Source organism: Paludibaculum fermentans, from assembly GCF_051172195.1.
In the GTDB taxonomy this organism is placed as follows: Bacteria; Acidobacteriota; Terriglobia; order Bryobacterales; family Bryobacteraceae; genus Paludibaculum; species Paludibaculum fermentans_A.
Window position 1 is genome coordinate 4,351,492 of record NZ_JBPJAQ010000001.1, and the last position, 19,033, is coordinate 4,370,524.

11 protein-coding genes are annotated in these 19,033 nt (G+C 62.2%); 6 read left to right on the top strand and 5 right to left on the bottom strand.

The features are described 5' to 3' along the window. Positions 1–105: 105 nt before the first annotated feature. The gene (locus ACR9Y2_RS17565; protein WP_435042803.1) at positions 106–1,707 is read left to right on the top strand and encodes a carboxylesterase/lipase family protein; all 1,602 of its coding nucleotides are present in this window, start codon (positions 106–108) and stop codon (positions 1,705–1,707) included. 100 nt (positions 1,708–1,807) lie between these two features. Here ACR9Y2_RS17565 and ACR9Y2_RS17570 read toward each other — a convergent pair whose 3' ends face one another. Continuing rightward, the gene (locus ACR9Y2_RS17570; RefSeq protein WP_435042804.1) at positions 1,808–2,947 is read right to left on the bottom strand and encodes an RtcB family protein; all 1,140 of its coding nucleotides are present in this window, start codon (positions 2,945–2,947) and stop codon (positions 1,808–1,810) included. Beyond that, positions 2,940–3,350, bottom strand: a complete 411-nt coding sequence (locus ACR9Y2_RS17575) for a ribosome-binding factor A (RefSeq protein WP_435042805.1) — start codon at positions 3,348–3,350, stop codon at positions 2,940–2,942. The genes ACR9Y2_RS17570 and ACR9Y2_RS17575 overlap by 8 nt, the downstream gene beginning before the upstream one ends. A gap of 419 nt (positions 3,351–3,769) precedes the next feature. Between ACR9Y2_RS17575 and ACR9Y2_RS17580 the strand changes: the two genes are divergently transcribed. The 3 genes from ACR9Y2_RS17580 to ACR9Y2_RS17590 all read left to right on the top strand — a co-directional run bounded on the left by ACR9Y2_RS17580 (position 3,770) and on the right by ACR9Y2_RS17590 (position 9,759). After that, on the top strand, positions 3,770–5,380 hold the full coding sequence (locus ACR9Y2_RS17580) for a right-handed parallel beta-helix repeat-containing protein (RefSeq protein ID WP_435042806.1): 1,611 nt from the start codon (positions 3,770–3,772) through the stop codon (positions 5,378–5,380). Positions 5,381–5,544: 164 nt separating this feature from the next. Then, entirely contained in the window at positions 5,545–8,100 is a 2,556-nt protein-coding gene (locus ACR9Y2_RS17585; RefSeq protein WP_435042807.1) for an AMP-binding protein, read from the top strand. 93 nt (positions 8,101–8,193) lie between these two features. Next, entirely contained in the window at positions 8,194–9,759 is a 1,566-nt protein-coding gene (locus ACR9Y2_RS17590; RefSeq protein WP_435042808.1) for a tannase/feruloyl esterase family alpha/beta hydrolase, read from the top strand. A 24-nt stretch (positions 9,760–9,783) separates the two neighbouring features. On the opposite strand, the gene ACR9Y2_RS17595 is transcribed toward ACR9Y2_RS17590, so the two are convergent. Then, positions 9,784–10,692: a 3-keto-disaccharide hydrolase gene (locus ACR9Y2_RS17595; protein WP_435042810.1), complete on the bottom strand. Its 909-nt coding sequence runs from the start codon at positions 10,690–10,692 to the stop codon at positions 9,784–9,786. Between the two features lie 498 nt (positions 10,693–11,190). Between ACR9Y2_RS17595 and ACR9Y2_RS17600 the strand changes: the two genes are divergently transcribed. Further along, positions 11,191–14,508 carry a carboxypeptidase regulatory-like domain-containing protein gene (locus ACR9Y2_RS17600; protein ID WP_435042811.1) on the top strand — a complete coding sequence of 1,106 codons (3,318 nt, stop codon included), beginning with the start codon at positions 11,191–11,193 and terminating at the stop codon, positions 14,506–14,508. Positions 14,509–14,688: 180 nt separating this feature from the next. After that, on the top strand, positions 14,689–16,344 hold the full coding sequence (locus ACR9Y2_RS17605) for a carboxylesterase/lipase family protein (protein WP_435042812.1): 1,656 nt from the start codon (positions 14,689–14,691) through the stop codon (positions 16,342–16,344). A gap of 83 nt (positions 16,345–16,427) precedes the next feature. Here the strand turns inward: ACR9Y2_RS17605 and ACR9Y2_RS17610 are convergent, their stop codons facing one another. Beyond that, positions 16,428–17,519 carry an alkene reductase gene (locus ACR9Y2_RS17610; protein WP_435042814.1) on the bottom strand — a complete coding sequence of 364 codons (1,092 nt, stop codon included), beginning with the start codon at positions 17,517–17,519 and terminating at the stop codon, positions 16,428–16,430. 168 nt (positions 17,520–17,687) lie between these two features. Further along, complete coding sequence (locus tag ACR9Y2_RS17615; RefSeq protein WP_435042816.1) at positions 17,688–18,956, bottom strand: DUF1593 domain-containing protein; 1,269 nt, start codon at positions 18,954–18,956, stop codon at positions 17,688–17,690. Positions 18,957–19,033: the final 77 nt, after the last annotated feature.

Genomic DNA, 19,033 nt, shown 5'->3' on the forward strand with positions numbered 1-19,033 from the left:
GAGTGGGGATGGGTCGCGAGGGGCACGGCACGGTTGGACCGTCCTCCCGCGTGACGGCCGCCTGGTTCTTCCAGCGGTGATATTATCCCCGTGAGTCCAAAACATATGAAGCCTTCCCAGTTGGTGCTCCTCCCCGTGCTCGCAATCTGCGCCGGTGCGGTCCAGACATCGTTGGCCGCGGACCGTGTCAAGACAGCCAATGGCGTGCTGGAATCGACGGCCGCTCCCAAGGAGGGCGTCCGCAGTTTCAAAGGCATTCCCTTCGGCCAACCTCCGGTCGGCGACCTGCGCTGGCGCGAACCCCAGCCCGTCAAGAACTGGAAGGGCGTCCGCAAGGCAGACGAGTTCGGGCCGCGCTGCATGCAGCGCAGTGGGCCGGGCGGTGACTACTGGTTCCGCAGCAACGGCATGAGCGAAGACTGCCTCTATCTGAACGTCTGGACCTCCGCCAAATCGTCCAAGGAAAAGCTACCGGTGTTGTTCTATGTATTCGGCGGCGGCTTCCAGAATGGGGATGGGTCGGAGCCGCGTTATGACGGCGGAAACATGGCGAGCAAGGGGATGGTCGCGGTTTCGATCAACTACCGCACCAACATCTTCGGCTTCTTCGCCCATCCGGAGCTCACCAGGGAATCGACGCACCATGCGGCAGGCAACTATGGGCTGCTCGATCAGGTTGCCGCCCTGCAATGGGTTAAGAAGAACATTGCTGCGTTTGGAGGCGATCCCGAGCGCATCACGATCGCCGGCGAATCGGCCGGTTCGATTTCTGTCAGCGCCCTGATGGCCTCTCCTCTTTCCAAGGACCTGATGGCCGGCGCCATCGGCGAAAGCGGCGCCATGATCTCCAGCCTGCCGCCCCAGCCTCTCGCCGCGGCGGAACAGAACGGCGCCAAGTTTGGCGCGGCCGTGGGCGCCGGCACCTTGGCTGCCTTGCGTGCGATGACGGCCGAGCAGGTGCAGGAGTCGTTGACCAAGACGCAGGGCTTCCGCTTTGGCGCCACACTGGATGGCTATTTCCTGCCCAAGCCACTGGTAGCCATCTTTGAGGCCGGCGAGCAGGCGAAGATTCCGCTGCTTGCGGGGTCGAACACACAGGAGCAATCGGCGCGGTTCGTGCTGGGCCGGGGTGAGGCAACTCCGGAAACCCTGGCCAATGCGATCACAAAACTCTACGGTGACCGGGCTGATGCGGTGCTCAAAGCCTACGCCGCCAAGACGACTGATGAGGTGTACGAGGCTGCGCGGCATCTCGCCAGTGCGCGTTTCATTTCGCACGGAACCTGGAAGTGGACCGAACTGCAGATGAAGACCGGCACCAAGCCTGTTTATCGTTACCTGTATGCACGCCCGAGACCCGCCTATCTGGGCATGCCCGGGCAACCGCCACCCGCCGCGCCGGCCGGCTTGCCTGGTGGACCCCAGGGCGCGGTCCACTCCGCTGAGATCCAGTACGCGATGGGCAACCTCGATCTGGACAAGCGCTACTCGTGGGAGCCGGCTGACTACGAAGTCTCCAAGCAGATGCAGGCGTATTTTGTGAACTTCATCAAGACGGCCAATCCGAATGGCGCGGGCTTGCCGAACTGGCCGGCCTACAACTCCAACGACAACTTCCAGATTCTGAAGATCGACGTAGAGTCGCGTGTCGAACCCGAGGCGCACCGCGCCCGCTATCTGGCCATCGACGCGGCCCTCGCCAAGTAGATGACCTTGGGCATTGCGTGGCTGCGGGTGGATGGCCCGCCCGCAACTGCGCAGTTTACGACGGCCTAGATCCTCCTTCGTAAGCGATTCATAGCCACGTTCACACCCCCTTGTAGCTGAGGATCGGCCGGAGCGTCCGCGTCACCTTGACCAGCTCTTTCTGCGCCCTCAATACGGCGCGCACGTCTTTGTATGCTGATGGCGCTTCGTCCAGGAGCCGCCCCGCCATGCGGGCGTCATACCAGACTCCTTCCATCTGCCGGCGCAACGCCCGTTCGCTCACATGCGCGCGAGCCTCGGTCCGGCTCAGGGCGCGCCCCGCACCGTGGGCACTCGAACAGAGCGCCGCTTCGTGGCCGCGCCCTTCGACATGGAAACTGGGACTGCCCATCGATCCCGGCAGGACACCTCTCTCGCCCGCATGCGCCGGCATCGCTCCTTTGCGATGAATCCACAGTTCACGGCCGCGGAGACATTCCGGCGACACGTGATTGTGGTCGGTCGTAATCTCCGTCTCCCAGCAGACCTCGGCGCCTAGCGTGCTGCGCAAGACGCGGCCGGCCTCCCGTGCAAGGGCTCTTCTCGAAGCGTCGGCATAGCGCCGGGCCCAGGCGGCATCGTGAAGATACCCGGAGCCTTCCACTGAGTTTGCCTCGAGCGCGCGCAGCCGGTGATCGACTGGCTGGGCGCGAGCCAGGTGGTGATCGCGAATGGCTGGCCCGAGAGCTCGCGATCCGCTGTGCACCATCAGCCAAAGCCGGGCTTCCTCGTCTGCCTGGATCTCGAGGAAGTGGTTCCCGCTGCCTAGGGTGGCGAACTCGAGCGCACCCTCCCCCCGGCGGGCGGCTTCGAGGCTTGGGTGGCTCAACGAACAGCCGGCGAGGTCTCCCGGCTGCTCGATGATGGTCACACGGTTTCGACGGCGGGCCGGGATGGCCCGGCCGAGCTCCGCCAGGGTCTTGCCCGCGGCCCTGGGGGATTCCAACGCGGCGGCTTCGATGTCGAGAGCGACAGCCAGCATGCCGCAACCAATGTCGCCTCCAACCGCTTGCGGATAGATCAGGTACGAAGTCGCGAGGGCGACTCCGATGCAGACGTCCGCGGAGAGGTGCACGTCGGGCATGACGGCAACCTGCTGCACGTCGGGAGCCCGCCGGAGGCGCTCCAGCACCGCCGACACGTCATGCCCCATTGGTGCCGTGAGCCAGGTTTGGATAGGAGCCAGCGAAGTTTCATTCATCCTCGCCGGCCTCCCCACCCGCGGGAACGAAGCACAGCTCCGGCGCCCGCTTACGAGTGATGGCGGCGGCGACCTCCGCCCGTAACCTCGGCGCCTCACGGTGTAGCGCGGTCATCGCCTCATTCACGGCGATACCGCGGCGGATCAGGACATGCACCAGGAGGCGCCCGCAATCGGGTGCCGCGGAAACCTCCTCGACGAACAAACCATCCATGCCCTCACAGGCGCCATGGTCCTCCAACGCAACATTCAACGCGCGTTGGACCTGCCGGCAGAATTGCCGGGTCTTTCGTTTTTCCTGCCGGCGCGCCGATGCCCGGCCGGATTCGTTTTCGTCCAGCGCTTCCACGAAGTCTGGATCGACAAAATGCGGTTCCCTGGAACCGCGTCTCTGCTTTTTCAAGAAAATTCCCCTGTTTGCACACGAATACCCGAGCTCCGCGCACACGGGTGCGCAGTTCTCTCAGCATTGGTTTAGGTGGATGTGCGCGATGGGCGTGAGCCCTGCCGGCAGGCTTAGATTAGGCCAGGGCGAGCGGGCTCGACGGCATCGGGCGGTGTGCAATAGGGGACATACTGGCCTCCGCTTCCTTAGGTCGAGATCTGCGGAACGCGCGAATCCGCGTGTTCCCTCCAGTATTGTGGCGTGTCCTGGCGGAGCGATGCAAGCTCGTACTCATCTGGCACTCGCGGCCTTTCGTGTTTCCGCACGTTTCCACGCGCTCCTGGGACGGTCTCAGGGTGGCGGCAGCGAAGATCCTGTATCTTGGCTGTGAACAGCTCAAGAAGAGATTCAGGTCTGAATGCGAAAAGGAGTGCGCGGTGGGCATCCTGGAAAACCTCACGGGTACGACGAATAGACGTTCTTTTCTCGCCGGGGGGACCGCAGCCGTAGTTGCTTCTGCTCTTGCGGTTCCGACGGCCAACGCCGCCACCGCGGTCCGGAGATTTCACATTGCCTCGGACGGTGACGATTCGGCGAGCGGTTTGACTCCGAAGAAGGCGTGGAAAAGCCTCGATCGCGTCAACCGCGAGACGTTCCAGCCCGGGGATGCGATTCTTCTCCGTTCGGGCGACGTTTGGAAAGGCCGGCTCCGTTTGTCGGGCTCCGGAGCCGAAAAGAAGCCTATTGTGCTGGGCCGCTACGGTGAGGGACCGCTGCCGGTGATCGACATGGGCGCTGCCGAAGGAGCAGCTGTACTGCTGGAGAATCTGAGTTGGTGGCGGATCACTGAGATCGAGGTGACCAGCGGGGCGCCGGCAGACCCGAAGATCGGGCGGCAGGGGATTGTCGCGCTGGTGACGGGCGAAGGAACCTGCACGAATATCGAAATCCGCGGCTGCTTTGTCCACGACGTGTGGGGCACCCTGGGCGGGGGCGGTCCGCTCGACATGTACAACAGTTCCGCCATCTTTGTCGGCCGGCGGCAGACCGACCGGCACCGTACGGGATCGGTGGAGAACGTCATCATAGAGGGCAACCGGATCGAGCGCGTCGATCGTTGCGGCATCATCGTGTGGCGCGGCGGCAAAGGTGTGGTGATCCGCCAGAATCGCATGGAGAACATCGGGGGCGACGGCATCTTCCCCGAAGGCTGCGATGGCGTGCTAGTAGAGCGGAATATCGTGACGCGGTCATGCCTCCGCACCGGAGACCCTGATCTGACACTCGCCGATAAACGCTATAATCCCCACTCTGCCGCCATCTGGCTGCAGAATTGCACCGGGGGCATCATGCAGTTCAACGAGGTGTACGATACCGGCCGCTGCAAAGGCAATGGTGACGGCGAAGCCTACGACTTCGACTTCGGCTGCCACGACTGTATTCTGCAGTACAACTACAGCCGCAACAATTACGGCCTGCTGCTGATCATGCAGCGCACGTCAGGCAATATCGCACGGTACAACATCAGCGAGAACGATCAGACGCACCTGCTCGCTCTGCGATCCAACCTCGACGACGGGAACCTCATCCACAACAATGTCTTTTATGTGGATCACGGCACCGCCGAGATCGAAATGATGGATAACCCGCAGATCAAAGATAAGACCAAAGCCGGAGTGCCGCTGCGTAACAATATCTTCTACGCCACCGGGCAGGGGCGGTTCCGAGTGCTTTATCTGACGCCGACACTGCCTGATCCCAGCCCGGGCGCGAACCGCCTGTTCCTCGATAACTGTTACTTCGGTCCCTGGCTGGGCGATGGGCCGAACGATGCCAATCTGCCCGGCAAGACGTTCGACCCACTATTCATCGCGCCCGGACGCGGCGGTACGGGGTTTGACACGCTGAAGGGGTACCAACTCAAGCCCGAGTCACCCTGCCTCGGACGCGGTTCCGTCATACCAAAGAATGGAGGACGCGACTTCTGGGGCAATCCTCTGCCGTCGGGCGCTCTCGACGTGGGCGCATTTCAGCATCGGGCCAAGTAGCCCGGTGCCTCTGGCCAACTGGGCGGCTCCCAGCTTCTCCGCGGCCGGATAACAGGACTTTTGTGCATGGAACCAAGCCGATACAGTGTGTGCTTGGTGCCGCAGTGCAGGGATCCAGGTTGCTGCCGCGGCTTCGTTGAACGAAAGGGCCGGATACCGGGCGAATGGACATCCTGAACCAATTGACGCGCTGGGCGCAGATATCTCCGGCGATGGCTGCCTTGCTATCCCCCGGGCTCGACTCTGTCAGCCGCGCCGAGTTCTCGGCTCGCATGGAAATGATCAGAAGGGCGCTCGCTGCCACCGGTGTGAGTCGGGGCGATGTCGTGGCCGTCGTCCTTCCTGACGGCATTGATCTGATCCTTGCTGTAGCCGGCATCATCTCCGCTGCCATATGTGCGCCGCTGAATCCGGCCTCTTCCCGGGCGGAGTTCGAGTTCACCCTGGGCGAGCTCAGGCCGCGCGCGCTGGTCGTCGACCGGCGGGACTGTGCCGCTGTAGCCGTGGCCGCCGTGATGGGTATCCGAGTGATTGAGTATCCCGAATTGCTGCGCGAGTGTCCTAACGCACCTGAGGGTGTGCGCCCGGTGAGCGGGGATGTGGCGCTGGTGGTCTTCACCTCTGCCACCACTGATAGGGCCAAGGGCGTTCCGCTCACCCACGGCAACCTGGATGCTATGACCGCCAGTACGCACCGCGCTCTGGGGTTGCGCGAGGACGACCGCTTCCTGAGCATGATGCCGCTGTTCCACCTGCAGGGCTTGATCAGCACCCTGGCGCAATTGATGGCGGGCGGCAGTGTTGTGTTCCTGGGTGGATTTGAGCCGGGCCGGTTCGGTTCCTGCATGAAGACTTATCTACCCACCTGGTATACGGCGGGACCGACACTGCACGGGGCCATTCTGGCCGCCGGTCCGGTGGAACGAGGGGCGCTCCGGTTTGTCCGCTCAATTGGCGCGCGCATGGCGCCGCGGTTGATGTCGGACCTGGAAGACGCACTGGGCGTGCCCGTGCTGGAAGGGTATGGGCTGACCGAGACAGGGCTGGTGACGAGCAACGGAGATGGCCCTGGACAGTGCAAGCCGGGCTCTGTCGGGAGGTGTTGCGGTCCGGAGGTCGCGGTGCTTGATGCCCATGGTGTGAACCTGGGTGCGCTCCACGATGGTGAGATCGCCGTTCGCGGCCCTTCGGTGATTAGTGGCTACCGCGAAGACGAGGCCGCGACAACCCGGTCGTTCGATCACGGTTGGTTCCTCACCGGCGACGTGGGTCACCTGGACGAGGACGGGTTTCTCTGGATCACTGGGCGTATTAAGGAAATGATCAACCGGGGCGGAGAGAAAGTTCTGCCGGGCGAGGTCGAAGATGTGCTGATGGCCCATCCCGCCGTGAAGAAGGCTGCCGTCTTTGGCCGGCCGCATCCAACGCTTGGAGAGGATGTCGCCGCGGCCGTGATCCTGCATTCCGGAGCTGTGATCAGTGAGTGGGACCTGCGCAATCATGCCGCTGGGCAGCTGACCGCCCACAAGGTGCCGCGGCGCATCTTTTTTGTGGACACGATTCCCGTCGGTGCGACTGGTAAGGTCCGGCGTGCCGACCTGGCCCGGGAGATGGCCAGTCGCATCGCTCCACACGAGGCGCCCCGCAATCGCATCGAGACGTCGATCGCAGACATCTGGCGAAGGATATTGAGCATCGAGAGCGTCGGCGTGCGCGACGACTTCTATGACCTTGGTGGCGATTCCTTCGCCATCACGCTCATGATGGCCGAGTTGGAGGCTGAGTTTGGTGCGGTAGCCGGCGCGCTGGATGCCTCGGTCTTCTTTGAAACTCCGGATATTGTTACCCTGGCAGGCCTTCTGGATGGAGAGGTAGGCAAACACCGCGAGACGCAGACTATTCAAAGGCGCCCGCTTGTGGCGTTGCAGAGGCAGGGCAGCCGCGTGCCGTTCTACTGCATCCCCGGTGCGGATGAAAACCCCTACTACTTCCGCGAACTGGCGCAAGAGCTCGGTGAAGACCAGCCATTCTACATCGTCAGGGATCCGAGGCCGATGGAAGTGCGGCCTTCCTACACGGTGGAGGAGGTTGCGGCCCGCTTCGTCGAGCAGATCCGCGACGTTCAGCCGCAGGGCCCCTATCTGCTGGGCGGGCACTGTTTTGGCGGCATCGTGGCATACGAGATGGCGCGGCAACTGGTTGCCCAGGGCCAGGATGTCGGACGCCTCGTCATGTTCGAGACACCGGCGCCGGGCTATCCGAAAGTGCTGCGGCATTGGAGAAGTTATGGCCGGCAGGCGCTGGCTGTCATGAAGGGCGAACGCAAGGTTGGGTTGCGGGAACTGCGGTCCCACGCCGGCCTTGTGCTGGGGCTGTGCCGGAAGCGTGTCACGGCCTTCGGCCAGCGCGTGCCCGTCCTGACAGGATTGACGCCTGCGCCGCAAAAGTTCGCGCATCCCAATCATCGGGCCGGCCGCGACTACGCATTGAAGCCACTGCATTGCGATGTCCTGCAGTTCGTCGCCTCGGAGGAACGGCACAGCACCACCGTACTCGACGATCCTCTCACGGCTTGGCGGGAGTTTGTGAAAGGCGACTTTGATGTGGTGAAGACCGCGGGCAAGGCGGACCGCATCTTCCGGCAGCCGCATGTGCGTGTGCTGGCCCGGCATATGCGGGCGGTGCTCGACCGTGATCACATGCAGGCAGCGTTGTCCTGATCCACCGGCTCGGATCCAGTTCACCCGGCCATCCTGGTCTGGAGTCGATGGCAGCTTAGGATAGACTCGGAAGTTCCCATAACGCGAATAACCATGTCGAACCTCAGATTGCTGCTCCCCCTGCTCTGCTCGGCCGCGGTGTCCGCGCAGGTGGTACCTCTACGCGACTGGCCGGTGCCCGCCACAACCGGCAAGCCTGTCGTTGCCTGTTCCGAATTGCGCAGTCTGACGAACTATGAATACTCGGTGGTCAGCGCAATCGTCATAGCTGGCACCGATGCCGCACCGGAGCACTGCCGGGTCAGAATCTTCATTCAGCCCGCGCTCAACATCGAGGTCAAACTACCTTCGGCGTGGAACGGACGCCTCTACATGTTCGGCAATGGCGGCTGGGCGGGCGAGTCCTTTGAAACTCAAGGCCGCATGCTGACGTCCGCTCGTGGCCTGAAGGCGGGCTTCGTCACTGCCTCGACCGATACCGGTCACTCGGCCGCCGCCGAGCCTGGGGCGAGCTTCGCGCTCAACCGGCAGGAACTCCTCGACTACGGCTTCCGGTCGCTGCATCTTACGGCGGAAACCGCGAAGCTGCTGGCGAAGGCATACTACGGCGAAGGGCCGCGAAAGTCCTACTACGAAGGCTGTTCGCAGGGCGGACGTCAGGGACTCACCCTCGCCCAGCGCTTCCCCAACGATTTCGATGGCATCATCGCCGGCGCGCCGGCCCTGTTCCAGACAGGCACGCACCTCTCCCGGGCCTACTGGATGAAGGGCATGAATGCCAATCCGTTCCCGGCCACGAAACTGGGCCTGCTGGCCCAGGCCGTCTATGACAAGTGTGATGCGAAGGATGGCTTGAAGGACGGACTCATAGACGATCCGCGCCGTTGCGATTTCAGGCCGGCCAGGGACCTGCCTCGCTGCCCGGAGGGCGCCGATGGCTCGGATTGCGTGACGCCTGCTCAGGTCAGATCACTGGAGCGCATCTACGCGGACGTCATGAGTCAGGGGAAACGCTACTTTCCGGGCTGGCCGGCCGGACCCGAAGTGGCCGGGCCGAACGGGCAGAGCGGCTGGATCGGGCAGGAGATCCCCGGCTCGAACGGGCCTGGCGCCTGGACTTCTTATGGCTACAACTTCCTTCGCTTCGTCGCGCCGGCTGTCCTGGACGGCAAGGTCGACGACAATCCCATGGAGGCCTTCCGCCTGTTCGATATCGAGAGTGCGCCCTCAAAGGTGGAGGAACTGCGCCAGATCATTGATGCCAATGACCCCGACCTGACAGCGTTCCGCAAGCATGGCGGCAAGTTGCTGATGTACTTCGGCTGGGCGGACCCGCAGCTGAATCCCATGATGGGCGTCGAGTATTACGAGCGTGTGCTCTCGACCATGGGCGATTCAGCCACCGATTTCTTCCGGCTCTTCATGGTGCCCGGCATGTTTCACTGCGGTGGCGGCGTGGGTACCAGCCAGTTTGATGCCACCACTCCGCTGCTCAACTGGGTGGAGCAGGGCAAGGCGCCGGCGCGCATCGAGGCCGCGCGCGTGCTGGATGGGAAAGTGGTGCGGACTCGTCCCCTGTGCGTCTATCCCGAGGTGGCCCGCTACAAAGGCAGCGGCAGCATCGACGACACGGCGAACTTCAGTTGCGTCAAGCCGTAAGCCCGCAGGGGCGGGGAATCGCCCCTAATCGAACTTCCTGAGCCAGATGTTCCGCACCGAAATTTTGCACGGCTGGCTTTCGATCTCGAAGCCGATCAGGCCGGCCTGGTTATTCACTGAATCCTTGTTGTCGTCAATGAAGACAGCCATGAGCTGGCCGTTCATGATGTGCATCATCACGCCACCGCGCGCGATGATCTCATAGTCGTTCCATTCGTTCACCTTCACATAACCGCCCAAGGCCTGCCTGTCGCCGATGTTGGCGACCAGTCGGTTGGTTTGGCCCGGCAGCGCCTGGGTGACCTGGCCGCGATACGCCAGAATCCCCTGCATTGTGTTCTCCGAGTACCATTGGCCGGTGTATTCCGATGTCCGCGCTGTCACCGGGAACCAGAAGTCCGCCTGTGGGCCCGTCAACATGAATTTGAGATCATAGGGCGGCTGGCCGTTCGGTTGCGGCCGCGTCCAGGGCACGCCAGTGACGCTGCGGTACTGAATCCCTCCGCCGCCTCCCTTTTCGATCTTCATCTGAAGCTTCAGATCGAAGTCTCGAGGCTTGTCGCCCTTGTAGACGATGTAGTTGTTCCCTTTCGGTTTGCCTTCGAGAGTCTCGCCGATCATCACGCCGTTCTCGACGCGCCAGATGGTGGGATCCGCATCCCAGCCGCTGAAAGTGCTGCCGTCGAAAATCTGCTGGTAGCCCGTGTGCTCATTAATGTCGTATGGGGCCGGCTCGTGGAACTTCGGCATCCCGATGTACTTCTCCCCATTGGGGCCGGTCTGCGGCGGGCGCACGGCCGGTGATTCGAGGGCCGGCGGCACGGTTTGGCCGAAGAGCCCTGCCGGCAGCACTGCGCTGTGGACGGCAAAAGACACACCCAGTAGGAAGAGTGAATGGATGGAGCGGAAGCTACGGCCGCGCGAGGACGACATGGGATTTCACGCCTTTCAATGGAGGAGATTCCAGATCACTAGGAGTCTATCCCAGAAACGAGCGGGGCCGGTTCTCCCACGAGTCGCGCGTTCCGTGGTGCCTATCGATGGACTTCACCAATTGAGAGGTAGCATGGCCGAATCACCCTCCGGAAGACAGCCATATTGCTGATCTCTTTGTCTCCTGCTTGTAAGCGCTTAAGACTATTAATTCCGCAATGCGGAATAGCTCCATGAGTCGTTTCGCTTCGCCATGCCCAACATCCCACAAATTGGCTCCATGCCATCAGTGAGTTACGGCGAGTCTCAGAAGGGCTCCGCAGGCTCAGAGTTATCACACTGGCATGACAGCGATGGGTAGGTGCATACTGAGCCAGTTTTGCTGCAAAGGGTCTCATCCCGATCTTTGCGCAGTTACGAATAGAAATGCAGGTCAGAATGGAAACTCGCTGCCCTCGACGGAACGAGACGCTTCCAACCTGCCGGAAGGGTTCTACCATGTCGTCACCATGCCTTCGCCTTGTGCGCAATGTTGCGCCACTCTTTCTCCTGTCGCTTATCGGCCTCGCCGCCTACGGTCAGGGATTTGGCACTATCGTCGGTACAGTTACTGACCCTACGGGTGCGGTTGTCCCTTCAGCCAAGATCCGTGTCACCGATGAAGCGACGGCGAACTCCCGTGAAACCACCACCAACGACCAGGGCTATTTCGTAGTGCCAGCCCTTCGGCCCGCCCTCTACACGCTTACTGTTGAATCCTCCGGTTTTGCCTTGCTCACCCGCAAGGCGATCCAACTCCAGGCTGACCAGAACCTCACCGTCAACCTCCCGCTCTCCGTGCAGCAATCCGTGGAAAGCGTCAACGTCAGCGCCGAATCCATTCAGGTCGATACCACCAGCGCCACCGCCAACGCTGTAGTCGATCAGCGCCGCGTCGTCGATCTTCCTCTCAACGGCCGCAATGCAGCCTCCCTCCTCCTCGTCGTGCCGGGCGCTATCCCGGCGCCCGCCAATGACGTGGACCAAGGCAATACCAAGACGTTCCCCTCGGTTGTGACGGTCTCCACAAACGGCAGCCGTCAGAACCAGATCTCGTTCCGCCTCGACGGCTCGTATAACAACGACATCTATACCAACGTCAACCAGCCCTTCCCCTTCCCGGACGCCCTGCAGGAGTTCTCGGTCCAGACATCCAACTATGCTGCGAAGTTCGGCGGCAACGCCGGCGGTGTAGTGAATGTCGTGACTAAGTCCGGTACGAATGAATACCATGGCAGCGGCTTTGAGTTTGTGCGCAACGCCGAATTCAACGCCCGCAATTTCTTTGCTGCCAAGCGCGACCTGCTCAAGCGCAACCAGTTCGGCGGCACCGTCGGCGGGCCCATCTCCATCCCCGGCGTTTATGACGGCAAGAACAGGGACTTCTTCTTCTTCGGCTACCAGGGCACGCTCATCCGCAATGTGGGCAACACTTCCAGCGCCTATGTCCCCCTCACGCAGAACACCACCGGAGACTTCTCCAACGTCCTGAGCGCGACGGACCCCACCAACCCCTTCTCGAAGGCGACCTCTGTCCTCGACCCCACAACAGGCACTCCGTTCGCCGGCAACATTATCCCCAGCAGCCGGCTCGATCCCGCGGCCGTGAAGTTCATGAAGTACATCCCGGTGCAGGGTTCCGGTAACGGCCGCATCTTCTACTCCACTCCGCTGGCGCAGAATTTCAATGAGTTCCTCACCCGCGGTGACCATACGTTCAGCGAGAAAGACCGCCTGAGCGCCCGCTACTTCTACGACAAGTTCAGCAACAGGAGCTTCCTCGAGCAGGCGAACTATCTGGCCAACTCGAACTATTCGACCATCATCAGCCAGAACGCGCTGGTCAGCGAGACTCACATGTTCTCGCCGTCGGTCATCAACGAGTTCCGCGCCTCCTTCTCCCGCGAGACCTCAGTCCGTGGTCCTTCCCTCGACACCATCAATCTGGCCGACCTCGGCGTGAATATCTGGCAGCCCACCATCAAGGCGCTCAACGGCATTTCGGTTTCCGGCTTCTTCAGCCAGGGCCAGACCGATCCCGCCTCCTTCATCCGCAACCAATACAACCTCAGCAACGATGTCAGCTGGATCCGCGGCAAGCACAACATCGCCTTCGGCGGTGCAGCCATCCGTGGACAGGTCCTGCTGCGCAATCTCTTCCGCACTTCCGGTTCATTTAGCTTCACCGCGGATAACACCAATGACGCCCTGGCCAGCTTTATGCTCGGCTATGTCCGCACGTTTGCTCAAGGTTATGGCGAGTACAAGGACAACCAACTGTATTCCTACAGCCTCTATGTCCAGGACGACTACCACGCCAGCCAGCGGCTCACCGTCAATATGGGCCTGCGTTGGGAACCCTTCTTCCCCTGGCATGAAATGCAGAACCGCATGGAGCAGTTCTCACCTGCTGACTACATCGCCAACAAGCATTCTTCGGTCTATACCAATGCGCCCGCCGGCCTCCTGTTCCCGGGCGATTCAGGCATGCCCTTCTGGGGCCAGAAGTCTAACCTGAGTTACTTCTCCCCCCGCGCTGGCTTCGCCTACGCGCTCACCTCCGACAACAAGACGAGCCTCCGCGGCGGCATCGGCATGTTCTACGACGCCCTTCAGCCCGGCGTGTACAACAACCGCTTCGTCGACGTCACGCCCTTCAGCCCCCAGATCAGCCTGACCCAGCCCCAGGGCAGCTTCTCCAATCCTTACAAAGGCATCACCAACCCGTACCCCGCGGTCTGGCCGCCGCCGAAGGACGTTGCCTTCCCCGGCCCGGTGCTGGTGATCTCCTATGACCCCGCCAATGGCGGCAAAGCCATTGCGCCCGTCATCTACAACTGGAACCTCATCGTCGAACGCCAACTCGCCGATGCGTGGGTCGGCCGCGTCGCTTACGTCGGATCTCACGGCTCGCATCTCGGCGAGGCCATCGAAATGAACCCGGCTGTCTACACCGCCGGCAGCAAACTTTCCGCCGATGCCCGCCGTTTGTTCCAACCGTACGGTTCCATCAGCCAGGCTTCGTTCGACGAGAACTCCAGCTTCAACTCCTTCCAGACCACGCTCCAGAAGCACTACTCCAAGGGCTTTACGACGATGGTCAACTACACCTGGTCGAAATCGATCGACGACACGCCCGCCAACATGGGCATCACCGGTGTGGCGCAAGGCAGCAACTCGCCTGTACCGTGGTACCTGACCGGCCGGCACCAGTTCGATCGCGGCCTTTCTGAGTTCGACCATCGCCACCGCATGGTCGCCTCTTATGTCTATGACGTGCCCAAGCTCGCGGGCTCCAATTACTTCGTCCGCACCGCCCTGGGCGGCTGGCAGGTTTCCGGTATCTTCACCTATCAGACGGGCGGGCCGCTGACCCTTCTGGCCGGCAAGGACCAGTCACAGACCGGCATCGGCAGCGACCGCGCCAACTACCTCGGCGGGGACGCCTACGGCACCAACGCCTGCACCGGCACCAGCACCTGCGTCTCTTACCTCAACCCCTCCGCCTTCGGCCTCCCCGCCACTGGGAACTGGGGCAACATGGGCAAGGGCGCGCTCCACGGCCCCAAGCTTGTCAATTGGGATGCCGGCATCTTCAAGGACTTCCCCCTCGGAACGGAACGCTTCCACCTTCAGTTCCGCGCGGAGTTCTTCAATGTGTTCAACCACGCCAACTTCAACAACCCGAACGTCACCCAGAGCGCCGGCGGCTTTGGCTCCATCACCAGCGCGCAGGATCCCCGCATCGGTCAGTTGGCTCTGAAGATCCTCTTCTAGCCCCGTTTCGAGATCACTGAACCAGGCCGGCCACGCTCCAGTCGAGCGTGGCCGGCCCTTTCAATTTGTGGAGCTAAATTCTCCTGCCCCGGTCAGGTAACTCTGCCGGTATGCTTGTCTTTCATCCACCGCACTCCGGACGGCTTCCTCCGGTCTGCAGGTGCGAAAGGAACAAGCCCCTTGACCAGACCAATCGCGGCAACCACAACCGGCATCTTCTTTGCCAGCCTGCTGGCCTTCTCAGTTCCGCCAGCGCCGGCCGCCGGCGAAGCGCCTGTTGCCAGTGTGACCGGAGGCTCGATCCGCGGCGTCCTGGATTCGTCGTTGCCCGGCGGAGGCGTATTCAAAGGCATACCCTTCGCGCAGCCTCCGGTAAGGAATCTGCGCTGGCGTGAGCCTCAGCCCGTTCAGCCCTGGAAGGGCATCCGCGACGCAGGCAGGGTGTCCGCCTCCTGTATCCAGCCCGCGCTCGGCACGGGCCGCTTTCTCACCCCGCTCGCTGAACGGTACGGCACCCGCTACAATCACACGCCCATCGAGATCTCCGAGGATTGCTTGTACCTCAACGTCTGGGCGCCCCAGTGGCCAGCAAAAACCGCCCTGCCCGTAATGGTCTGGATCCACGGCGGGTCGAACGTAATCGGCAGCGGTGGCGAGAACGGCTACGATGGCGCCGCCCTGGCGCGCAAAGGCATCGTCGTCGTCACACTCAACTACCGTCTCGGCGTGCTCGGCTTCTTTGCGCATCCGGAACTCACCCGCGAATCACCGCATCATGCCTCCGGGAACTACGGCCTTCTCGATCAACTCGCGGCGCTGCAATGGGTCCAGCAGAATATCACGCAGTTCGGCGGCGATCCGAAGCGCGTCACCGTCTTTGGCGAATCGGCCGGGTCCATCAACACCGGACTGCTGCTCTGCTCCCCTCTATCGGTGGGGCTGTTCCAGCGCGCCATCCTGGAAAGTGGGCCGGTACTCAGCCTGGCCCATCACCCGGCCGCGCTGGAGAAGGGTGAACGCTTCGGTGAGAGCGTAGCCCGCTCGCTCGGGGCCCCCGCTAATCTTCTCAAGCTGCGCGACTCGTCTCCGGAAACCGTGGTGAAAGCGGCTCGCGAAGCCTCAACCAGCGGTGCCGATCCAGGGTTCGTGTTGGACGGGTGGTGCCTGCGTGAACCTCCAGCGAAGATTTTCGCGGAGGGCCGGCAACTGCCTGTGGATCTGATGATCGGCAACAACGGCCGCGAGATCAGCGTGTTTCGGGGGCCCTCCAGTTCGGAGAGTGCGAATCGCGGCCTGGCCGGCGACTCGATCAAGGAGACCATCCGCATCTTCTACGGGGGCTCGGCGTCCCTGGTGACGGGACTCTTTGTGATCAACAACGCGCTGGGCCGGACGGAGTCCGCCGATGGCTGGATCAACGACGTCGTTTGCGCCTGTCCTGCCATGGCAATGTCCCTGCTTCATGGCGGCACCGGTCACCCCGCTTATGTCTATCAGTTCCTGCGCTCCATTCCCGGCAAAGGGCAACCTACCCTGGGTTCCTTCCATAGTCTTGAATTGCCGTACGTCTTCGGCACATTCCGCAAGCCTGCCTGGAACTGGCTTCCGTTTGAGCCGCTCGACTATACCCTGGGCGAGTCCATCATGGGCTACTGGACGAACTTCGCCAAGACCGGAAATCCGAATGGCCCCAAACTCCCCAACTGGCCGGCTTTCGAGATTGCCAGCCAGGCTTCGATGGAGTTCACCCAGCAGGGGCAGGCGCAGGCGCGCGCCAAGAGCCGGCCTGCCTTCTGCGATCTCGATGTGGAGGCCCTCAAAGTCCGGCTCAAATAGGCAGCACCGGGAAGCCCTCGATCTGCTTCTTGCATGAGGGCATATCGACTACCTCGGCGGGCGTGCCGGTGCTTGTATCTCGTCTATTCTGCGTTCATCACCGGGTAGTCCGTGTACCCGTGATCGTCACCGCCATAGAATGTCCTGACGTCCCACGGGCTCAAGGGAGCGTCCACCCGGAATCGCTCGACAAGGTCGGGATTGGAAATGAATGGCCGGCCATAGACGATGGCATCGGCCCGCCCGGCCGCAAGGGAAGCTTCACCCGACGCCTTGGTAAATCCGCCCGCGGCCAGCACTTGTCCGGTGTAGACAGTGCGGATCAGATCGACGGGATTGAATGCCGGCGAGGTGCCCCGCGAATACCCGCTGTCGTAACCCACATGAACATACGCGAGCCCGAACGACTGCAGGTGCTGGGCAAGATAGGTATATGTCTCGATGGGGTCTTCATCGTAAGTGTCATTCACGGTGAAGCCCGGTGCGATCTTGATGCCTACCCGGCCCGCACCCCTCACGCTGCACAGCGCTTCCATCAGTTCCAGGGTGAAGCGCGTTCTCCCTTCCAAGGAGCACCCGTAGCGATCGGTGCGCTGGTTCGACCCCGTGACTTGGAACTGGTTCGGAAGGTACCCAGTTGCCGCATGCAGTTCTACCCCATCGAATCCCGCCGCGATGGACAGTTCCGCTGCCCGCCGGTACTCCTCAACCACCAGCGGAACCTCTTCCGTCTCCAGCGCGCGCGGCGTCTCAAATGGGAACTTCCCGTCGAATGTGTGAATCTCCCCGTATATCGGGATCGCCGAGGGCGCCACCGGCAGCGCCCCGCCCGGCAGCAGGGAAGAGTGTGACACCCGTCCGGCGTGCATCAGTTGAACCACGATGCGTCCTCCACCGTTATGGACGGCGTCCGTCACTTTCCGCCAGCCGGCTGCCTGCGCCTCAGTGTGCAGCCCGGGAGGATGCGTGTATCCGCGGCCCATGGGGCTGGGATGTGTCCCTTCGGTGATGATCAACCCAGCCGAGGCCCGCTGCGAGTAGTAGCGGACCATCCGCTCACCAGGGACGCAGTCCTCCTCAGCCCGGATGCGCGTCATAGGCGACATGATGATTCGATTCGGCAACTCCAACTCACCGATCTTCACCGCTGAAAACAACCCTGGTTGCTCTGGCAACACCTATCCTTTCCGCGGGGCGGCATGACCGTGGTCTGGTTCTGAAGGATGAGGACACGATCAGTCCTGGCCCAGCCCTGCTCCTACCATCCTGTCACGGGCGGGCCCTCCTGCCGAAACGTCCTGCCGCCCGTGCGTCCTGTGAGGCCTGTGCAACGTCCGGTACCGTCACTGCACCTCGGCCCGGGCATACCTGGTCAATGCAGGCGTGCCTGCATCGCGAACCGCCACCACCACATGCACTGGACCCACACCCGGCTCAGCGACGATATGCGCCTTTGCCCCCTTCGCTTCAATCCGGGCCTTGCGCTCACTCCTGGGATAGATCATCCAGCTAAAGGTCAGCTTGTCGCCATCCGGGTCGCTGGAGCCGCGGGCATCCAACTTACGCCCGGCCACTTTCAGCCTCACGATGGGTGGGTGGTTCGCCTTCGCCGGCTCACGCACACACCAGTCAAGACGCGCTTGAAACTCGGCCTGCCAGGCTTCCCTCCAGCGGTAAACCGAGATCATCGATGGATTTGGATCGTCCGGCGCCGCATCGCTCTCCACCGCATCCCGGGCGTCCAGAACTCGTCCACCCCATCCACCCAATTCCAACCTGCCGGGGTCATTTAAACCGTTCTCAATCAACGCCAGGAATGTTGGCGTGTCGCCCTCTTTCACTCCGCGCACCGCGCCCAGCCGGCTTGACCAGGCGTCACCGCCTTTGTAGTTCGGATACAAGGCGCCCAGCGGACCGTGGTTCACCCTCACATTCGTCTCCACCCAGTCCGGTGAAACCAGGCTGGTATCACCGCCGCGGTAAGTCCCCCTGACTGCATCGCCGCGCAGGATGTAGAACACATCCGGGAAAGTCCTTCGGATCCATGGGCCGGTGGAGTCCTGGTCATGCACCGCGTGCACCCGCAGCTTCCTGCGGAGCTCGGCGTTGTCTCTCGTCCTCCATAACGCCTGCGCCAGATCGGCTGACCCACCCCAGATCAGGATCCAGAGTGGGCGAGGATCCGGCCTGCCCGCGGCTTTGATAATCCAGTTCGAACCCTCGGTGTCCTTCCCTTCGCCGACGCTTGCTTCCACGGGCACTTTGGGTCCCGCGACAGGTTGCCCTGCTTTGACAAGCTCGCGAAGAAGCACGGGGTCCGGATAATTGGAAACATGCCGCCGCAAATTCGGCCAGACCGCGGCGTAAGCGTCAATCCCTTCGCGGATCAGTTCCGGCCGCACCACCTGGCCGTGACCCAGGTTCGACGTGGCAACAATGCCCTCGACATCGAACTCATTCGAGAACAATAGGAACCGGACGAGCGATTGCCCGTCATCCGGTTCCCTCACCCCCGTCGTCAAACTCGAAATGTCGGTCAACACCAACACGCGGGGCTTCTCAGCGGAGTACGCGAAGGCGGTGAAAGCCATCGCCAGGAGAACTCGATTCAACACCGTATCAATCTATCAAGTTGCGAAATCCTGGCAGTAGGCGAAGCGGGGCATTCGCCTGGCGCTTTGAATAGCTG

Coding starts and splice junctions, on each gene's coding strand:
- ACR9Y2_RS17585 (WP_435042807.1), top strand. CDS start 5,545: ATGGACATCCTGAACCAATTGACGCGCTGGGCGCAGATATCTCCGGCG.
- ACR9Y2_RS17565 (WP_435042803.1), top strand. CDS start 106: ATGAAGCCTTCCCAGTTGGTGCTCCTCCCCGTGCTCGCAATCTGCGCC.
- ACR9Y2_RS17595 (WP_435042810.1), bottom strand. CDS start 10,692: ATGTCGTCCTCGCGCGGCCGTAGCTTCCGCTCCATCCATTCACTCTTC.
- ACR9Y2_RS17570 (WP_435042804.1), bottom strand. CDS start 2,947: ATGAATGAAACTTCGCTGGCTCCTATCCAAACCTGGCTCACGGCACCA.
- ACR9Y2_RS17600 (WP_435042811.1), top strand. CDS start 11,191: ATGTCGTCACCATGCCTTCGCCTTGTGCGCAATGTTGCGCCACTCTTT.
- ACR9Y2_RS17590 (WP_435042808.1), top strand. CDS start 8,194: ATGTCGAACCTCAGATTGCTGCTCCCCCTGCTCTGCTCGGCCGCGGTG.